This window comes from Sphingomonas sp. Root241 (assembly GCF_001428865.1).
Classification (GTDB): Bacteria; Pseudomonadota; Alphaproteobacteria; order Sphingomonadales; family Sphingomonadaceae; genus Sphingomonas.
In genome coordinates, this window is record NZ_LMIV01000001.1 from 746,255 (window position 1) to 766,982 (window position 20,728).

4 protein-coding genes are annotated in these 20,728 nt (G+C 65.2%); 3 read left to right on the forward strand and 1 reads right to left on the reverse strand.

Going from position 1 to position 20,728, the window contains the following annotated elements:
- Positions 1-268: 268 nt before the first annotated feature.
- The 3 genes from ASE13_RS19705 (at position 269) to ASE13_RS03545 (ending at position 18,218) form a co-directional block, all read left to right on the forward strand.
- The gene (locus ASE13_RS19705) at positions 269-15,856 is read left to right on the forward strand and encodes an autotransporter-associated beta strand repeat-containing protein (protein ID WP_056611519.1); all 15,588 of its coding nucleotides are present in this window, start codon (positions 269-271) and stop codon (positions 15,854-15,856) included.
- 85 nt (positions 15,857-15,941) lie between these two features.
- On the forward strand, positions 15,942-17,387 hold the full coding sequence (locus ASE13_RS03540) for a tetratricopeptide repeat-containing sulfotransferase family protein (RefSeq protein ID WP_056611521.1): 1,446 nt from the start codon (positions 15,942-15,944) through the stop codon (positions 17,385-17,387).
- 438 nt (positions 17,388-17,825) lie between these two features.
- A complete protein-coding gene (locus tag ASE13_RS03545; RefSeq protein WP_082596344.1) occupies positions 17,826-18,218 on the forward strand; it encodes a response regulator in 393 nt (130 codons plus the stop codon).
- Between the two features lie 476 nt (positions 18,219-18,694).
- On the opposite strand, the gene ASE13_RS03550 is transcribed toward ASE13_RS03545, so the two are convergent.
- Positions 18,695-20,725, reverse strand: coding sequence for an AAA family ATPase (locus tag ASE13_RS03550; protein WP_056611528.1), 2,031 nt, complete (start codon positions 20,723-20,725; stop codon positions 18,695-18,697).
- Between the last annotated feature and the right edge of the window lie 3 nt (positions 20,726-20,728).

Consider the following 20,728-nt stretch of genomic DNA (forward strand, 5'->3'; position numbering starts at 1 on the left):
GAGCGCCGTGCCCTAGCAGCCCGTTAGCCTGTAAGGATTGACGTGCGTAATCCATTGAAACGGCAACCGTAAATGACATGGCTGCCCAAGGTAGATGGCAGTATCGCGTGGTTGCGCCTCCAAGATGCGCGACCGGTAGGTCCCTCGCCACGCGTCTGCCGGCGCGCCGCTCTTTCCAAATCCCGGTTCTTCATCCGGCGCGTGCGGTGCTCATCGCACCGGTACCGAAGAGCGCGGAACGCTGCACCTTAGACTCAGGGGATGCGAAATGAGTGACGGTATCGGACCGATCGGGCAGCGCCGCGCCAAGTGCAAGCCGGCTCGCCTGTTGTGCGGTGCATCGCTTTCCGCGCTCGCGTTGTTCGCATTGCCTTCGGTCGCGCATGCGCAGGGCCAGGACCGCTATTGGGACGCCAACGGGACGGCGACCGGCAGCGGCGGAAACGGCGACTGGAATACGAGCGTTCCGGTGTGGAGCGAGTCCAACAGCGACGTGCTGGGGCCTTACCGGACGTGGAACAACGCCGCGCTCGACAACGCCATCTTCGGCATCACCGCGGCTGGCACGACCACGACCGTCGGCACGGTGACGCTCACCGAGCCGATCACCGTCCACAACATGACCTTCCAGTCGGTGCACAATTGGGTACTCAACGGCAACACGCTGACGCTCGCCGGCACGACGCCCACGGTCAACGCGATCGGCAACACGACGATCAATTCGATCGTCGCGGGGACCAACGGTCTCACCAAGACGGGTAGCGGCCAGCTTTTTCTGACCGGCACCAACACGTTCAGCGGCGGGATCACGCTCAGCGCCGGCCAGTTGGCCGCCGACGATGATGCCGCGCTCGGCGCCGCGGGCAATGCCATCACGACCACGGCCGGCTCCAGCACCGGGCTCGTCATCAATAGCGGCACATCCAGCCGGACGGTCACGATCGGCGCCGGTGCGACGCTCGGGGTCAACGGGGTCGGCACGGGCGGCATGCTCTATACCGGCAGCGGCAATCTCAATGTCGGGCTGGGTGTCACGCTCAGCAACAACAACAGCAACTATACCGGCGTGACGCGCTTCTTCGGCTGCAACGGCGTCTGCGCCACCAGCTTCACCTCGATCGCCGACCTTGGCGTGGCGAGCTCTCTGGGTGCGCCCACGACCGTCGCCAACGGCACGATTCAGTGGGGCCAGCAGAGCCAATATGAGGACTATCTTCTCTATCTGGGGGATGGCGACAGCTCGAACCGGAACTGGAATGTCGTCGCCAACGGTGCCTTTGTGCGGAATGACGGCACCGGCACGCTGACCCTCACCGGCGATGTCGCCCTCGCCGGTTCCGGCGGCGGATTTATGCTGTTCTGGGCCAACACCGCCGACGTTGCGGTGACCGGCGTGCTGGGCAGCGCGGCTGGCGGGCGTTACCAATTCAATCCAGCGGCCGGACGTACAGTGACGCTGGGAGCAGCGAACACCTTCACCGGACAAGCGATTCTGGCTGGCGGCGGCAATGTCATCGTGCCGGTGATGGCGGACAACGGGGTGGCCAGCTCGCTTGGGGCAGGTTCGACGATCGCCTTGAGCAATGGTCATCTGATCTACACGGGCGCCGTAGCGAGCAGCAATCGCAACTGGACGAGCGACAATGCCAACTCGATCGAGAATAACGGGACCGGATCGCTGGGTCTCAGCGGCAATTTAGCCTTTACGGCCGGAGGGACCGACAACCTCACCCTCGGCGGGACTTTTGCCGGGACCAACACCATCTCGGGCGTCATTTCCGGCACCGGCAATCTGATCGGCGATGGCGGCGGCACCTGGTCGCTGACCGGCGCCAATACGCGCACCGGGACGGTGACCGTCAACAACGGCACGCTGCAGGTCGGCAGTGCCTCCGCGCTGGGCACGTTGACAGGGGTTACTGTCAACGGCGGCACGCTCGACCTGAACGGCTTTGGCCAGGTCTTCCCGACGCTGAACGGCACGGGCGGCCAGGTCGCGCTCGGCAGCGCCAATCTGACCATCAATGCCGCGGTCAACAGCAGCTATGCCGGCAGCATCACCGGCACGGGCGGCCTCACCAAGGCCGGCGCCGGCATCCAGACGCTGAGCGGCGCCAGCACCTATATCGGCGACACGACGATCCTGGGCGGCACGCTGGCGCTCAACTTCGCGCCGGCCGGCGGCCCGGCCAGCGACATCATCAGCAGCGCCTCGACGCTCAACATGAGCGGCGGCGCGCTGACGGTGACGGGCGCGACGGGCGAGGCCAACACCCAGAGCTTCGACGGCCTCAACATCACCGCTGGCAACAATATCATCGGCGCGATCTCGGGCGCCGGCGGCAGCATGACCGTCAATCTGGGCGACATCAACCGCACCTCAGGACTGATCAATTTCAACCTGCCGTCGAGCGGCAACATCACCACCACCGATACGGTGTTGGGCGGCTGGGCCACGGTCAACGGCACCGACTATGCCAAGGTTGTCGGCGGCAATATCGTCGCCTTCACGCCCGCCGATTATGTCGACAAGGACGACGCCTCCACCTGGCTCGCCGGCGAGTTCATCTCCGACAGCGACGGCGATCCCGACAGTTATTTCGGCACCGTCGGCAGCAGCATCCAGCTCGGCGGGCTGCAGTTCACCACGCCGGACGCGACCACCACCGTCACCGTCGCCGCCGGCCAGACGCTGGGTGTCGACGGAACCATCATCGTCGCGCCTTCGGTAGGGGCGAACAATCAGACCATCACCGGAGGCTCGCTTACCGGTCTGTCCGGCGGTGGCGGCGTGCTGGGCATCCAGCAGAACGGCACCGGCAATTTCACAATCGCGTCCCAGATTGTCGACAATGGCGCGGCCACCGGTTTCACCAAGGCCGGCACCGGCCTCGTCACCCTGACCAACGCCGCCAGCAGCTATACCGGCGCGACTACCGTGGCGCAGGGCATATTGTCGGTCAACAGCATCGCCAACGGCGGTTCGGCGAGCAGCATCGGCGCGTCGTCGGCGGCATCGTCCAACCTCAACATCCAGGGCAGCACGCTCCGATATACCGGCGGCACGATAGCGAGCGACCGCGGTTTCACCATCTCCAAGTCCGGGGCGATTCTGGGCGGCACGGTCGAGGTCACTAACGGAGCCGCCAATCTGACCTTCGGCGGCCTGGTCACGAGCCCCGACGGCGCCAGTCTCACCAAGATCGGCGCGGGCACGCTGACGCTAGCCAACGACACCAACAATTACACCGGAATCACGACCGTCGCCGGCGGCATATTGTCGGTCGACACGCTGGCCAATGGGGGCCTGGTGAGCGGGATCGGCGCGTCCAGCAGCGCGTCGGGCAATCTGGTCCTAACGAGTAGCGGCACGCTGCAATATACCGGCGCGACGGTTTCGAGCGACCGCGGTTTCACGCTTGGCCCTGCGGTCGGCAACAGCGGCGTAATCGATGTCGCCAATGGGGCTTCGACGCTGACGCTGAGCGGCGCGGCGGTGGGCGGCGGTCAGCTCGTCAAGTCGGGCGCGGGCACTTTGACGTTGTGCGGCACCAACACCTACACCGGGGGCACGGTGGTCAGCGCCGGAACGCTGCGCGCCTGTTCCGCCCAATCCTTCGGCACCTCGGGAGTGACAATGGCCAACGTCGCCGGCGCGACGCTCGACCTCAATAATATCAACACGACGTTTAACTTCCTCCAGGGCGGCGGCACGACCGGCGGCAATGTTACCTTGGGCACGGCCACGCTGACGCTCAACGGTGGCAACGGCACCTATTCGGGCGCGATCAGCGGCACCGGCGGCGTGACGCGTCTCGGCGGGGGCAACCAGACGCTCGTCGGCTGCAACAACAGCTACACCGGCCCGACCATCATCAACGGCGGAATCATCAGCACCAATTGCCTGGCCAATGGCGGCGTCAACAGCGGGATCGGCGCATCGACGAGCGCGCCCGCCAATCTGCAGATCGGGGGCAGCGGTTGGCTGTCTTATACCGGCGGCAGCGTCACGACCAATCGCGGCATCCAGCTCATCGGCGGTTGGGGGCTCGTCGATGTGGCCAACGCCGCCACCACCCTGGAGTTCAGCGGAACGGCCACCGGTGTGGGAGGATTGTACAAGAACGGCCCCGGCACGCTGGTGATGAGCGGCAACAACACATACACCGCTGGAACCCACGTTCAGGGAGGTATCCTTCGGGCCGGCTCGGCGACGGCGTTCGGCACGGCTTACCTGCAGCTCGCCGACGTCGCCGGTGCAGTGCTCGACCTCAACGGGTTCAACATTACCACGAGCCAATTGCTCGGTGGAGGCAATACCGGCGGCAATGTCCAGCTCGGCTCTGGCACCCTGACGGTCACCTCGGGAGATTCGACCTTTGCGGGGATCATCACCGGCACCGGCAATTTCGTCAAATCCGGCGTAAACACGCAGTATCTTACCGGCTGCAACAGCAATTACACGGGCACCACCACCGTGAGCGGCGGTCAGGTGATCGTGCAATGCCTGACCAATGGCGGCGCCAACAGCTCGATCGGCGCGTCGAGCAACGCCGCCAGCAACCTCGTCGTCAACAATGCCCTGCTCACCTATATCGGCACCGGCAACAGCACCGACCGGCTGATGACCGTCGGCGGCTCGGCGCAGATACGCTCGTCCGGTACCGGCGCCCTCAATTTCACCAATACGGGCGCGCTCATCTTCGCGAGTCCGAACACTGCCCAAACGGTTGTCCTGGGCGGCACCAATGCTGGCAACAACAGCTTCGCGCTGCAGATCAACAACAATGGCGCCGGTGTCACCTCCTTCACCAAGGTCGACGCCGGCACCTGGATCCTGACCAATCCGAACAGCGCCTATACCGGCGCCACCCAAATACTGGGCGGCGTGCTCGGCGTCGACAAACTGTCCAACGGCGGCACCGGCAGCAGCATCGGCGCTTCGTCGAACGCCGCCTCGAACCTGATCATCGGCAGCGGTTCGACGCTGCGCTACACCGGCGTCGGCGACAGCACCGATCGGCGCTTCACTCTGGCCGTCGGATCGACCTTCATCGAATCCTCGGGCACCGGCGCGGTCAATTTCACGAATAACGGCGCGGTATCCTATTCGGGCACAGGCGCGCGCGTGATGGCGCTCGGCGGCACCAACACCGGCGATAACATCATGGGCGCGACGATCGGCGACCAGAACGCAGCCAACATCACGTCGCTCGCCAAGAACGATTCCGGCAAGTGGATCCTGACCGGCACCAACAGCTTTACCGGGCTGACCAACGTCAATGCCGGCACGCTGATCATCGGTAATGGCGGCACGGCCGGCTCGATCGTCAGCAGCACGATCAACAATGCCGGCGTGCTCGGCTTCAACCGGTCGAACACACTGACCATCGGCGGTAATATCCAGGGAACCGGCGTGGTCCAGCAACTCGGCACCGGCACCACGGTGCTGACCGGCACCAGCACCTATACCGGCGGGACGACCGTGGCGCAGGGCACGCTCCAGCTCGGCAATGGCGGGACGACCGGCAGCATCGTCGGCAATGTCGTGAACAATGGTACGCTCGCGTTCAACCGGTCGAACATCTACAGCTTCGGCGGAACGATCTCGGGGAGCGGCACGGTCAGCCAGATTGGCGCGGGCACGACGATCCTTACCGGCACCAACAGCTATTCGGGCGGCACCAGCATCACCGCCGGCACGCTCCAGGTGTCGAGCGACGCCAATCTCGGCGCGGCGAGCGGCGGGCTGACCATCAATGGCGGGACGCTTAATACCACGGCGAGTTTCACGTCCGGCCGCGCTACCGCACTGGCGGGCGCGAGCACCTTCCTCACTGACCCCGGCACGACGCTGACCTTGGGCGGCGCGGTTTCGGGTCCGGGCACACTGACCAAGACCGGCACCGGCACGCTCACTCTGGCGGCGGACAACAGCTATACCGGCGGCACGACGATCACCGCAGGTACCCTGCAGGTCGGCAATGGCGGCGCGACCGGCAGCGTCCTCGGCAATGTCCTCAACAACGGCGCTTTGGTGTTCAACCGGTCCGGCACGCTCGCCATGGGTGGTACGATCATCGGCGGCGGATCCGTCACCCAGTCCGGTCCGGGCACGACGATCCTCGCCGCCGCGAACACCTATGCCGGCCCGACAAGCGTCAATGCCGGAACGCTCCTCGTCAACGGCAACCAAGCTGGCGCGACCGGGCTCACGACCGTGGCCTCTGGCGCGACGCTGGGCGGCACCGGCACGATCGGCGGCGGCGGCGTGAGCGTTGCGGACGGCGGCACGCTGGCGGCGGGCAGCAATGGCGTCGGCGTGCTGGCGATCAACGGCAACCTCGCGCTCGGCAACGCGTCGCTGCTCGCCTTTGAGTTCGGCCAGGGGAACACGCCGGGTGGGCCGCTCAACGATCTCGTCAATGTCGGCGGCAACCTCACGCTCGATGGGACAGTCAACGTCACGCAGACGGCGGGCGGTAGCTTCGGCCCCGGCGTCTATCGCATGTTCAACTATGCGGGCACGCTGACCAATAACGGGCTCGCCATCGGCACGATGCCGCCGGGCAGCAATGTGTTCGTCCAGACCGCGGTCGCCAATCAGGTCAACCTGGCGAACACGGCCGGCCTCACGCTCAATTTCTGGGACGGCGCGGGTCAGCCGAAGAACGACGGTGCGATCCAGGGCGGCAACGGGGTCTGGCGCCTCGGCGGCGGGGCCAATGACTGGACCGAGGTCAGCGGCATCGTGAACGCCGATTATGCGCAGAACAGCTTTGCGATCTTCCAGAGCACTGGCGGCACGGTCACCGTGGACAACGGCGCCGGCAACGTCCTTGCCGCCGGCATGCAGTTCACGACCGACGGCTATACGATCGCCGGAGGGCCGCTGACGCTGACCGGCGCGGACGCCCTGGTGCGTGTCGGCGACGGCAGTCCGGCAGATCCGGGCCTCACCGCCACGGTCTCTGCCGAGCTCGCCGGCTCGGCACGGCTCGTCAAGGACCTCGGCGGCACGCTGGTGCTGACCGGCATCAATACGTACACCGGCGGCACTGCGGTCAATGGCGGCACGCTTCGTATCGCCGGCGACGCCAATCTCGGTGCGGCAAGCGGTGGCCTGAGTTTCAACGGCGGCACGCTCAACACCACCGCCACATTCACCTCCAACCGTGCCGCCGATCTCGCCGGTTCCGGCAGATTCCTTACCGACACCGGGACCAGCCTGACGCTCGGCGGGGTGATCTCGGGCGCGGGCGCGCTCAATAAGGGCGGCACGGGCACTCTCGTCCTGACGGCGGCGAACAATTATGCCGGCGGCACCACGATCAGCGCGGGCACGCTCCAGCTCGGCAACAGCGGCGCGACCGGCAGCATCGTCGGAGATGTCATCGATAATGGCGCGCTGGCGTTCAACCGGTCGGATGTCGCGACCTTCGCCGGCGCGGTCTCGGGTTCAGGAACGGTCAGCCAATCGGGCGCCGGCACCACCATCCTAACGGGGAGCAGCAGCTATACCGGCGGCACGACGATCAGTGCGGGCACGCTCCAGATCGGCAACGGCGGCGCGACCGGCAGCATTGTCGGCGACGTCGTCGATAACGCCACCCTGGCCTTCAACCGATCGGACGCGGCGACCTTCGCCGGGCTGATCTCCGGGACCGGCGGCGTCAATCAGATCGGTGCAGGCACGACCACCTTGACCGGGAGCAACAGCTATTCCGGCACGACGACGGTCGGCGCGGGCACGCTGCTGATCAATGGCGACCAGGCCGCGGCGACCGGGCCGACCGGCGTCGCCTCGGGTGCGACGCTCGGCGGCACCGGCACGATCGGCGGCGATGTCACGATCGCCGCAGGCGGCATCCTGGCACCGGGCGGCACTGCCGGTCCGGGTACCCTCGCGATCAACGGAAACCTCGCGCTGGCGGGCGGCGCGACGCTCAACTATGATTTCGGCCAGGCGAACACGCCGGGCGGCGCGCTTAACGACCTGGTCAATGTCGGCGGCGACATCTCCCTCGACGGCACGCTCAACGTGACGACAAGCCCCGGCGGCACCTTCGGCCCGGGCATCTACCGGGTGATCAACTATGCCGGTACGCTGACCGACAATAGCCTGGCGATCGGCACCATCCCCGCAGGCACCGACTTCTATGTACAGACCTCGGTCGCCCATCAGGTCAACCTGATCAACACCGATGGTCTTGCGCTGCGCTTCTGGGACGGCGCCGCGGGCGGCCGCAACGACGGTATCATCACCGGCGGCGACGGCATTTGGCAGAACGTGTCGGGCAACGACAATTGGACGCTCGACGACGCATCGATCAACGCGCCCTTCCTCGACAGCGCCTTTGCGATCTTCGGCGGCGCGGCCGGAACGGTCACGGTCGATCAGGGGCTCGGCGCGATCAACGTGGCGGGCATGCAGTTCGCGACCGACGGCTACCGGATCGAAGGCGATGCCCTCAATATCGTCGGGCCGCAGGCGATCGTCCGCGTAGGCGACGGCTCCGCGGCGGGGGCAGGCTATACGACCACCATCGCGTCGGTGCTGGCCGGTGCGGCGGAGCTGGTGAAGACGGACCTCGGCACGCTCGTCCTCACCGGCACGAACAGCTACACCGGCGGCACGCGGATCAATGCGGGCACGCTGCGGATATCCAGCGACGCCAATCTTGGCGACGCTGCAGGCGGGCTCAGCCTCGATGGCGGTACCCTCAACACGACAGCGGATATCGCCGCGAACCGCGCGGCGAACCTGCTCGGCGCGGGAACCCTGCTCACCGACACGGGGACGACACTGACGCTGACCGGTCCGATCGCGGGCGCCGGCGGGTTCACCAAGGATGGTGCGGGCACGCTCGTGCTCACCGGCGCCAACAGCTATGCCGGCGCTACTGCGGTTGCTGCGGGCAGCCTGTTCGTGAACGGCGACCAGTCGGCGGCAACGGGCGCGATGAGCATCGCCTCGGGCGCGACGCTTGGCGGCTCGGGTATTATCGGCGGCAATGTGATGCTTGCCGACGGCGCAACGCTGGCGGCCGGCACCAACAATGTCGGAACGCTCACCATCAATGGCGATCTCGCACTCGGGTCCGGCTCGGTGCTCGACTTCGCGTTCGGCCAGGCGAATGTCGCGGGCGGGGCGCTCAACGACCTCGTCAATGTGGGCGGCAATCTGACGCTGGCCGGCACGATCAACGTGTCGGTGCCGGCCGGCGGCAGCTTCGGTCCCGGCATCTTCCGCGTGTTCAACTATGGCGGCGCGCTTACCGATAACGGCCTGACGCTCGGCACGATGCCGGGCGGCAGCGCGGTGTCGGTGCAAACGGCGGTCGCGGGACAGGTCAATCTCGTCAACACTGCGGGCCTGACGTTGAGCTTCTGGGATGGCAATGCGGGTCCCAAGAATGACGGCGCGGTCAATGGCGGCGACGGCGTGTGGCGCGTGGGCGGCGGCACCAACAACTGGACCGATCAGAACGGCACGGTGAACGCCGATTATGCCCAGAACAGCTTCGCGATCTTCTCGGGCCCAGCCGGCACGGTGAGCGTCAGCAATGTGGGCGGCGACGTCCTTGCTACGGGCATGCAGTTCGCAAGCGACGGCTATGTCGTCGACGGCGGCCCGCTGACGCTTACCGGCGCGCAGGCGATCGTGCAGGTCGGCGACGGCAGCGCAGGCGGTGCGGGCTATACCGCGACCATCGACGCGGAGCTCACCGGGGCGGCGGGCCTGACCAAGACCGATGCCGGCACGCTCGTGCTGACCGGTACCAACAGCTACACCGGCGGCACGACGATCAACGGCGGCACGCTGCGGATCTCGGCCGACGTCAATCTCGGCGCGGCCGCGGGCGGGATCACGCTGGGCGGCGGCACGCTCAACACGACCGCTGACCTCACCTCGAGCCGCGCCGTCAACCTCGCCGGCGCGGGCACATTCCTCACCGACGGCGGCACGACGCTGACGCTGGACGGCGCGATCTCCGGCGCCGGGGCGCTGACCAAGCAGGGCGCCGGTTCGCTGGTCCTGACCGCGGACAGTGCCTATGGCGGCGGCACCACCATTGCCGCAGGCATGCTGCAGCTCGGCAATGGCGGTACGACCGGCAGCATCACGGGCGACATCGTCGACAACGGCGCGCTCCTGCTCAACCGCTCCGACAGCCTGACCCTTGCGGGCACCATCACCGGCAGCGGATCGGTCAGCCAGATCGGCTCGGGAACGACGATCCTCACTGGTGCCAACAGCTATGGCGGCGGCACCACGATCAGCGCGGGCATTCTCCAGCTCGGCGCCGGCGGAACGACGGGCAGCATCACCGGCGATGTGGTCGACAATGCCGCACTCGTCTTCGATCGCTCCGATCAGGTGACGTTCGCGAACGTCATCTCGGGCACCGGACGCGTCGAGCAGGCCGGCCCGGGCACCACGATCCTTACTGGCGCCAACACATATACCGGCGGCACCACGATCAGTGCGGGCACCCTGCAGCTTGGCAATGGCGGCACGAGCGGCAGCATCGCGGGCGATGTGCTCGACAACGGGCTGTTGGTCTTGGACCGGTCGGACACAATGACCTTCGGCGGCACTATTTCCGGCGGTGGTGCGCTCATCCAGGTCGGTACCGGCACGACGATCCTGACCGGTGGCAACAGCTATACGGGCGCGACCAGTGTCACGGCAGGCACCCTCCTGATCGAGGGCGACCAGTCCGGCGCGACCGGGCTCACCAGTGTCGTCTCCGGTGCGACGCTCGGCGGCACGGGCATCGTCGGCGGCAATGTGAGCGTGGCCGATGGCGGCACGCTGGCGGCAGGCAGCAACGGCGTCGGTGCGTTGACGATCAACGGCAACCTCGTCCTCGGCAGCGGCTCGCAGCTTGCCTTCGAGTTCGGCCAGGCGAGTGTGTCGGGCGGTCCGCTCAACGATCTCGTCAATGTCGGCGGCAACCTGACCCTCGACGGCACGATCGACGTGACGCAAGCGCCGGGCGGCAGCTTCGGTCCGGGCGTCTACCGGGTCATCAATTATGCCGGCACGCTCACCGACAATGGCCTGACGGTCGGCAGCCTGCCGAGCGGGACCGCATTCGTCCAGACTGCGGTCGCGAACCAAGTCAACCTGGTCAACACCGCCGGCCTCACCCTCAACTTCTGGGATGGTGCGGCCGGACCCAAGAATGACGGCACCATTCAGGGCGGCAACGGCATTTGGGTGCTGGGCGGCGGCGCGAACAATTGGACCGAGGTCAATGGTGCGGTCAACGCCGACTATGCCCAAGGCAGCTTCGCGATCTTCCAGGGCACCGGCGGGACCGTCACCGTCGACAACAGCGGGGGCAATGTTCTTTCGGCCGGTATGCAGTTCACCGTCGGCGGCTACACCATCGTGGGCCAACCGCTGACGCTGACCGGTGCCCAGGCGTTCGTCCGGGTCGGCGACGGCGGCGCGGGCGATGCCGCGATCACCACCACGGTCAGCAGCGTCCTCACCGGCTCGGCGCAGCTGGTCAAGGACATGGGCGGCACGCTCGTCCTGACCGGCGTTAACAGCTACATGGGCGGCACCGCGATCAACGGCGGCACGCTCAGCGTCTCGAGCGACGCCAATCTCGGCGACGCGGCAAGCGGCCTCAGCTTCAACGGCGGCACGCTGCGCACCACCGGCACCTTCGGGTCCAACCGAGCCGTCACGCTTGGCGGTACGGGCACGTTCTTCACCCAAGGCGCGGGGCTCGTACTCGGCGGAATCGTCTCCGGCCCCGGCGCGCTCGTCAAGGACGGCGCCGGCACGCTCATCCTCCGAGCGGACCACAATTACACCGGAGGCACGACGATCACTGCCGGCCTGCTGCAGCTCGGCGAGGGCGGGACGACTGGAAGCATTCTGGGCAACGTCGTCAACAATGCCAGGTTTGCGGTCAATCGTTCGGACACGCTCACGCTGGCGGGCACTATCTCGGGCAGCGGTGAGCTACTCCAGACCGGCACAGGCACGACCATCCTCACCGCCGCCAACAGCTACACCGGCGCGACGCGGGTGTCGGCGGGCACGCTGCTGATCAACGGCGACCAGTCGGCCGCGACGGGCCTCACGGCGGTTGCCGCGAACGCGACGCTCGGCGGCACCGGCACGCTCGGCGGGAACGTCCTGCTCGGCGACGGCACGCTCGCGCCCGGCACCGGCGGCCCGGGCACGCTCACGATCAACGGCAACCTGTCGATGGGAGCGGGCGCGCACCTCGGCTTCGACTTCGGCGCGGCCAATGCACCGGGCAATCCGCTCAACGACGTGGTCAATGTCGGCGGCGACCTGACCCTCGACGGCACGATCGATGTCGCGGTCACGCCGGGCGGGGCATTCGACATCGGCCTCTACCGGATCGCCAACTATGCCGGCACGCTCACTGACAATGGCCTGGCAATCGGCACTCTGCCAGCCGGTTCCAACGTGTTCGTCCAGACTTCGGTCGCCAATCAGGTCAATTTGATCAACATGGCCTCCGCGCTGCTCAATTTCTGGGACGGCGCTGCCGGGCCCAAGTTCAACAATGCGGTCAACGGCGGCGGCGGCATCTGGCAGGCCGGTACGGGCAACGACAATTGGGCCGATGCCACCGGCGCGGTCAATGCCGGCTATGACGACGGCGCGTTCGCGATCTTCACCGGCACCCCCGGAACGGTCACGATCGACAACGCCCTGGGGGCGGTTACCGCATCTGGCCTCCAGTTCGCGACCGGTGGCTACACGGTCATCGGAGGCGACCTGACGCTCACCGGCCCGCAATCGGTGATCCGGGTCGGCGACGGCACCGCGGCGGGAGCCGGCTACACCGCGACCATCGGCAGCGCGATCATCGGCGCCACCCAGTTGGTCAAGACCGACGCCGGCACGCTCGTGCTGACCGGCACCAACAGCTACGCCGGCGGCACCGCGATCAACGGCGGCACTGTCCGCGTCTCGGCCGACGCCAATCTCGGCGCCGTCGCTGGCGGGCTGAGCCTCAATGGCGGCACGCTCAATACCGGCGCGAACATGAGCTCGGCGCGCGCGATCGATCTGGCCGGAGCCGGCACGTTTCTCACCGACGCCGGCACCACTCTGAGCCTCGGCGGTGCGGTGACCGGAACAGGCGGGCTGATCAAGAGCGGAGGCGGCACGCTCGTGCTCTCGGGTGCCGGCAGCTACACGGGGACCACCGCGGTGGTCGCCGGTACGCTGCTCGTGAACGGCAATCAGAGCGGAGCGACCGGTGCCACCAGCGTCGCCTCGGGAGCGAGCCTTGGCGGCACGGGCACGATCGGCGGCAACGTCGCCCTCGCCGACGGCGCAACGCTGACTCCGGGCGCGGGCGGCGCGGGGACGCTCACGATCAACGGTGGCTTGTCGCTCGCGGCCGGCGTCACGCTCGCCTGGGAGTTCGGGCAGGCCAATGTGGCGGGCGGCGCGCTCAACGATCTCGTCGACGTCGGCGGCAACCTGGTTCTCGACGGCACGATCAACGTGAGCGTACCTGCGGGCGGCGCGTTCGACGTCGGCGTGTACCGCGTGTTCAACTATGGCGGCACGCTGACCGACAACGGCCTGACCTTGGGGGCGCTGCCCGCTGGCAGCGATGTCGATGTCCAGACTTCCGTCGCGGGCCAGGTGAACCTCGTCAATTCAGCGGGCCTCATGCTCAATTTCTGGGACGGCGCGGCTGGCCCCAAGAACAACGGGGTCATCAACGGCGGCAACGGCACCTGGCAGAACAGCACCGGCAACGACAATTGGACCAACACCAACGGGGCGGTGAACGCGCCTTATAGCGACGGTGCCTTCGCGGTGTTCGGCGGCACCGGCGGCACGGTGACGGTCGATAACGGCCTCGGCCAGGTGACGGCGGCCGGCATGCAGTTCGCGGCGAACGGTTATACGCTCACCGGAAATCCCATCGCGCTGACGGGCCCGCAGTCGGTCGTCAGGGTCGGCGACGGCAGCGCGGCAGGTGCCGGGTTCACCGCCACGATCAATTCCGCGCTCTCGGGCAGCACGCAGCTGGTCAAGACCGATGCGGGCACGCTCGTGCTCGGCGGCACCAACAGCTACACCGGCGGCACGCTGGTGAACGGGGGCACGCTGCGAGTGTCGGCCGACGCCAATCTGGGCGCCGCTTCGGGCGGCGTGACACTTGACGGCGGCACGCTCGCGACCAGCGCGGACCTCACCAGCGGCCGCACGGTCACGCTGGCGGGAGCGGGAACGATCTCGACGGCCGACGCGACCACCTTCACCCTGGGTGGCTTGCTCTCTGGGCCCGGCGCGCTGACCAAGGCGGGGTCGGGCTCGCTGCTTCTGACCGGCGACAACAGCGGCTATACCGGCGCCACTACCGTTTCGGCCGGCACGTTGGCGGTCACCGGCAGGCTGGGCAGCGCGGTCGCAGTCAATGCGGGGAGCCGGCTCGAAGGCACCGGTTCGGTCGGCGGCATCGCCAATGCCGGCATCGTCGCGCCGGGCCGCGACGGGTTCGGCACGCTGACGGCCGGCAGCTATGCCGGCTCGGGCGGCACGCTCGAGATCGAGGCGGCGCTCGGCGGCGACGGGTCGCAGGCCGACCGGCTGGTGATCGCGGGCGGCACCTCGGGGACGACCGCGATCGACGTGCGCAACCGCGGCGGGCTCGGCGGACAGACGGTCGAGGGTATCAAGATCATCGACGTGACCGGTGGCACCTCGGCAGGCACCTTCACGCTCAACGGCGATTACAAGTTCGAGGGTAGCCCGGCGGTGATCGCAGGCGCGTTCGGCTACCGGCTGTTCCTGGGCGGGGTCTCGACGCCGGCCGATGGCGATTGGTACCTGCGCTCCAGCCTGCTCGATGCGCCCAACCAGCCTCAGACACCGCTCTACCAGCCCGGCGTGCCGCTCTACGAATCCTATACACAGACGCTGCAGACGCTCAATCGCCTACCCACGCTGCAGCAGCGGATCGGCAACCGGCAATGGGCCGGCTTCACCAATTCGGGCTTCGGCATCTGGGGCCGCATGGAAGCCAACCGTCATCGTACGGAACCGGCGGCGTCGACCACGGCTGCTGACCTCGACATCGACGACTGGATGCTCCAGTTGGGCGTCGATGCAGAGCTGATCGACGCCGACAGCGGTGCGCTCGTCTACGCCCTCACTGCGCGTTACGGGAAAGCCGACGCGCGTGTCCGCTCGCGCTTCGGCAACGGCAAGATCGACACCGAGGGCTATGGCGTCGGCGCGACCCTCACCTGGTACGGCAAGGGCGGCTTCTATGCCGACGCACAGGCGCAGGTGACATGGTCCTACAGCGATCTCGACTCCGGTCTGCTTGGCCGGCTCGCCGATAATAATGACGCGATGGGCGAGGCGTTCAGCCTGGAGATCGGCCAGCGCATGACTGTGGCCGACGGACTCAGTGTCACGCCGCAGGCGCAGATCATCCATTCGAACATGCGGTTCGACCGCTTCGTCGATCTGGCCGGCGCCATCGTCTCGGCAGGGGACTCCGACAGCCTGCTCGGAAGGCTCGGCATCTCGCTCGACCATCAGAAGAGCTGGAGCCAAGCCAACGGCCAGACCGCGCGCAGGCACCTCTACGGTATCGCCAACATCGAATATGAGATGCTCGATGGTACGCGCGTCGACGTCTCCGGCACGCCGTTGCTGCGACGCGACGATCGTCTCCGGGGCGAGCTCGGCATCGGCGGCAGCTACAGCTGGGGCAGTGGGCGGTACACGATCTACTCCGAGGTTTCCGGCAACACGGCTCTGGGCAATTTCGGCAACAGCAACACGCTGCGCGCCCATGCCGGCTTCCAGGTGACCTTTTGAATCCCGCTCTGCCGCTCAAGGCACGGATGATCGCGGTACAGGGCGATGGTTGCAACCAGCGGCGATTCGCCTAGCGTCGGCGTCCATGGAGAATGTTCACCCGCCCGCGGCGACGGGCTCTTTCACTGAAACCGAGCAATTGCTGCGACGCGCCGTCGCGCGCGCGCCGGCGTCTGCCCGCGCCCATGTCGATCTCGCCGCGTTGCTGTGCCGCCTCGGGCGTGCCGGGGAAGCGGTCGCGCTGGTCGACGATGTGATCGCGCGCCAGCCGGATAGCGTCTGGGCCCTGTCGCTCAAGGCGAGCCTGCTGGGGTCCGAGCACCGCATGGACGAAGCGCTTGCCGTCCATGAGACGCTGGTCGCGCGGGTGCCAGGCGCCTCGATTCCCTGGACGAACTATGCCGGCGCGCTGAAGGCGGTCGGCCGCGCGGAGGACGCCATCGCCGCTTATCGAAAATCGTTGGCGCTCGATCCGCGAAACGGCTTCGCCTGGACTGGTCTCGCCGGCATCCGGACCATTGGATTCGATGCGGGAGACATCGCGTCGCTCGAGCAGGCGCTGCAGGAAGCAGGCGACGATCTGAACCGGCTCCAGCTCCATTTCGCACTCGGCAAGGCTTTGGGCGATCAACGCAGGTTCGAGCAGTCGTTCCGGCATTATGAGGCAGCCGGCGAGATTCGGCGCGCGCTGATTCGCTATGATGCCGAAATGCTGAGCGATCTCGTTGATCAGATGGAAACCGTGTTCACGGCCGGGTTGTTCGCCCGACGCTTGGAATCTGGGTGCGACGCGCCCGATCCGATCTTCATTGTCGGCATGCCGCGCTCGGGCTCGACGCTGATCGAGCAGATCCTGGCCAGTCATCCCATGGTCGAAGGTCTCGGAGAATTGTTCGAGCTGCAGAAGCTCGCCGCCGGCCTTGACGGCGCGGGTGCCTCGCGAGCGGCGTGGCCGCAGGCGATCGCCGGCTCGGGCGACGCGGAGCTTCGCGATCTGGGAGAATCCTACCTCCACTCGGCACGACGCCGCGCGGGGACCGAGCGGCCATTCTTTACCGACAAGATGCCGTCGAACTGGCAGTATGTCGCGCTGATCCACCTGATCCTGCCGAACGCCAGGATAATCGACGTGAGGCGCCGGCCGCTGGCGTGCTGCGTGTCGTGCTTCACGACCTATTTCAATCGCGAAACAAGCTTTCCGACCGATCTGGAGAATCTGGGCCGCTATTATCGGGATTATGTCAGGGCGATCGACCATTTCGAGACGGTCCTGCCCGGCAGGATCTTTCGGGTGCAATATGAGCATGTGGTCGAGAATCTCGAAGGCGAGGTCCGAAGGCTGCTCGCCTATCTGGGTTTGCCATTCGATGAGTCCTGTCTGCGCTTCCATGAGAACCCGAGAGCCGTCCACACACCCAGTGCCGAGCAGGTTCGCCGACCGATCGACGCGGAGGGGCTCGGGCGCTGGCGCAACTACGAGCCCTGGCTCGCGCCTTTGAAAAATGCGCTCGGCCCCGCGCTTGGCCTTTGACCGGGCGCGGCCTGAAGCAGCGAACTCCACAGGCGAGGGTACCGGTGAGCTACAGCCTGAAGGGGACGGCCGGTCTCCGGCTGGCTGCTGAGGCTGGGGCCGGCGCACATCCACTCCCCCGTGGGCTGGCCAAAAATTTGAACTCGAACAAGGGCCGGGGAGAAGCTTGACCCGGAAACGGCAGCTATTCCTCATTCTTGTCCCGAAAATTGTCGTACCGCAGACGGCCAACATCTCCGACACCATCGTGATCCCCCCGCCTCCGCGATCGCTTGAGCAACGTCAGGTCGTCACATCAGGCATCCGGTCCAAGTCCTGCTGGCGATCGTGTTTAAGCAATCGTGATCGACGGTTTAGATAAACTCACCTTTCGCACCTTTTCCGGCTGTTCACTATGCGAAGGCAGGCTTAGGATATAGGCTTGCGGGAGTGGGGACCATGTCCGTTATTCGTGTGCTGATCGTCGACGATTCCGTGACAATCCGGGCCATGCTCGAGGAAGTGCTGGGACGCGAGCCGGACATCACGCTCGTCGGTTCGGCGGCGGATGCCGCGACGGCGATCCGAATGATTGATGTTCTCCATCCACAAGTGACGACGCTCGATATTGCGATGCCGGGAATCGATGGCTTGGCATTGCTCGACGCAATTCACGATCGCACCCACGCGATCATGTTGACCAGTCACGGCGAAGCCGCGGCGAATTCGATCGATCGTGGTGCGCTCGGCTTCTTTCCCAAGTCGGAGATCCTCAGGGATTCGAAGCGGCTGGTAAAGATGGTGCACAGGGCCGCCGAGGGTAAAGCCACCAAGCTGCGCAACGCTGCCTGATCGTACCCCTTCGTACCTGTCCGCATCGTTCCCTGTGGCAAATCGACCAGGGTATCCTAAGCATCTGCGATAATAGTATCCGGCTTTTCAGGCCGCTGTGGCTTTGGTCTGCTGCCAAAAATCCTGCTCCCGGACATATGGTACACCGTTAGGTATCTCCGTGTGGATGTTGAGGATGCCCTGACACTCGCTGAAGGTATTCAATCGATGTCGAGAACGCGCATGCTTGATGGTCGTTGGTGGCTGGTTCTGGATGGGCCGCTATTCGAGCCGGATGACATCTCGTACTTCGACCTGAAGGATGATCGCTTAGACTCTGGGGTTGGAGACTGCACGACTGTGAAGGGGAGGCGCCCTTCCATGGGAGCAAATCCACATGGCTTCGTGCGTTCAGGTGTTTGACACAGCGCTTAACTTGGTGGTGACAGATATGGCTGTGATCATCGCCGTCCGATGAAACTCGTCTCGAACCGCCCTCAGCCCGCCAGCTTTCGAAGTAGATCTGCAATGGGTGTCGGACAGAAGCGGGGGTGATTTCGAATTACGAATTTCACCACCGCCGAGGTCAGTTGCCCGCTGCGATGGCGCCATTTTTTGAGAACGGGGTTTGCAGCAGTCAATACGTCTTCCAAGGCATGTCCCCGCATTGTCTGGATGAAGCGCGGGACTTTGATCGACCCGCCGTCAACATAATTGTTATCTACAAGTGTTCCGTCCGCGTCCGCAGGCTTAACGGTTCCAGCCAAAACGGCATCCGCAATCTGTTGTCGTTCAACGGAGCCAAGCTTATCTAGCCCCACAAAATTGAAGTCGATCCCCTTGGGAGGCCGCTGCTCATATATCATCAGCGCTCCAATCAGAAACGGGTCAGCAAGGAGATTGTCCAGCGCATAGTGAGTGTTCTGGGCAAGGACCAAGATACGATCGTCTCCTGTATTCTTGCCATCCCAGTCAATGACGCCACGAACGTTCGCTGCGCCGTTGTCATGGAGTCGGGCAACGAGGGCTCGCACCTGTGCGCAACCCGCATTCTGCTCGTTGTTCTTGTGTCTCATCCCTGTCGAAATGAATGCGAGCGCGCGGGGAAGGGCGAGCTCCGCTTTAAGAAATGACTCCACCAACTGGAAAGCTTCGGCGTCGGTGTCGCTCTCCGTGAAAATTTGACGACGGCCAGAATAGTCGATGGATAGGAACGGAAGGCCAACCGTCAGGGCATTCATTGCCTGAGGTTTTGACACGTTGGTCGGACCTGCGATGCCACGTCGCATCTCGAACAAGGATTGCTCAGGGGCGAGCGCGACCGTGGTCGGCGAATGCGTGGTGAGAATGCATTTCAGGCCTAGCTTGCCAACCACACCACGAGCTATGGCGTCGAGCCAGCGGTTGACCATCTCGGGATGCAGTGATGCATCCATCTCATCGAGCAACAGCAGCCGAGGTAATGAAGTCCCGACCTTGAACTTCGAATAATCCAATAATGAAAGTGCCACACGAAGCAGGACGCGTTCACCAGAAGAAAGGCTGTCCAGCCCCACCTCACTGCCTTCCTGATCTAGTAATACGAACTTAGTTGGATCGGTGACGTTCGGCGGTGGCGCGGGAACACTATAGGGTAGTCCAAACGCCTGCAGGACCTCAGTCACCGTAACCCACGGCGGCTCTCCGTATCTCTTGCGGAATTCGGCTTGGGACAACGCAGTCGACGTCGACTCGCGGCCGTCTGCAATTTCCATGATATCCCTGAGGAGTTGGAGTTCTCGGTATCGATTGAAAACCTCTGCTATGGGAGGGGAGAATGTTGAAACCGTGGTCCACAGGTGATGGGGCTGCAAGTCGTCCGCAGTCAACTCCAGTGCTCTTCCGCTTCCGACAGCGACAGCTTCGAAAAAAGCGTCGGGCAGTCTATTTAGCCCGAATATTTCTGGTGACGCGCCTTTAGTAATCATCAGGGTGTGCGCGGCCGCCTCGAAGACGCGGCCAATATGGAACGAGGCCTGCTCGCTCGCGCCAGCCCGTCGTGAGACCTCTTCCGGCCCAAGTCGCCAGACGTCTTCTCCCTCGTGCAGAATATCTTCGAGTGAGGGTTCAATTAAAATTCTCAGTTCATCCATATGTTTGGCGAGAAACGCCTCGCGCGAAGACTCGAAGTTTTCTAAGAGCTTGTCAGCCGTTCGATTCTTATTTTTAATGTCAATCGGGCGCCCGATTGCTAGCTGAGCCTCCCCCAACAGGTCAGGGGGGAGTGCGCCATCATTGATGATACGAAGTGGCGAAGATTGTGACTCGGCCGGTTGACCGTCGAATTTGACTGACACGGCGCCCCGCTCAATCGCTTCGAGCAACTGGCTCTTCCCGCTCCCGTTCAAGCCAACCAGGATTGTGAGGTCAGGCAATTCAACCGGCGCGAACCGCAAGACTGACTTCCAGCGGCGCTCCCCTGTGATTTCGATCGACAGCGTCTCACTCCGACCAATAGCTAAACCAGAGATGCCTATGAACTTATGCATACA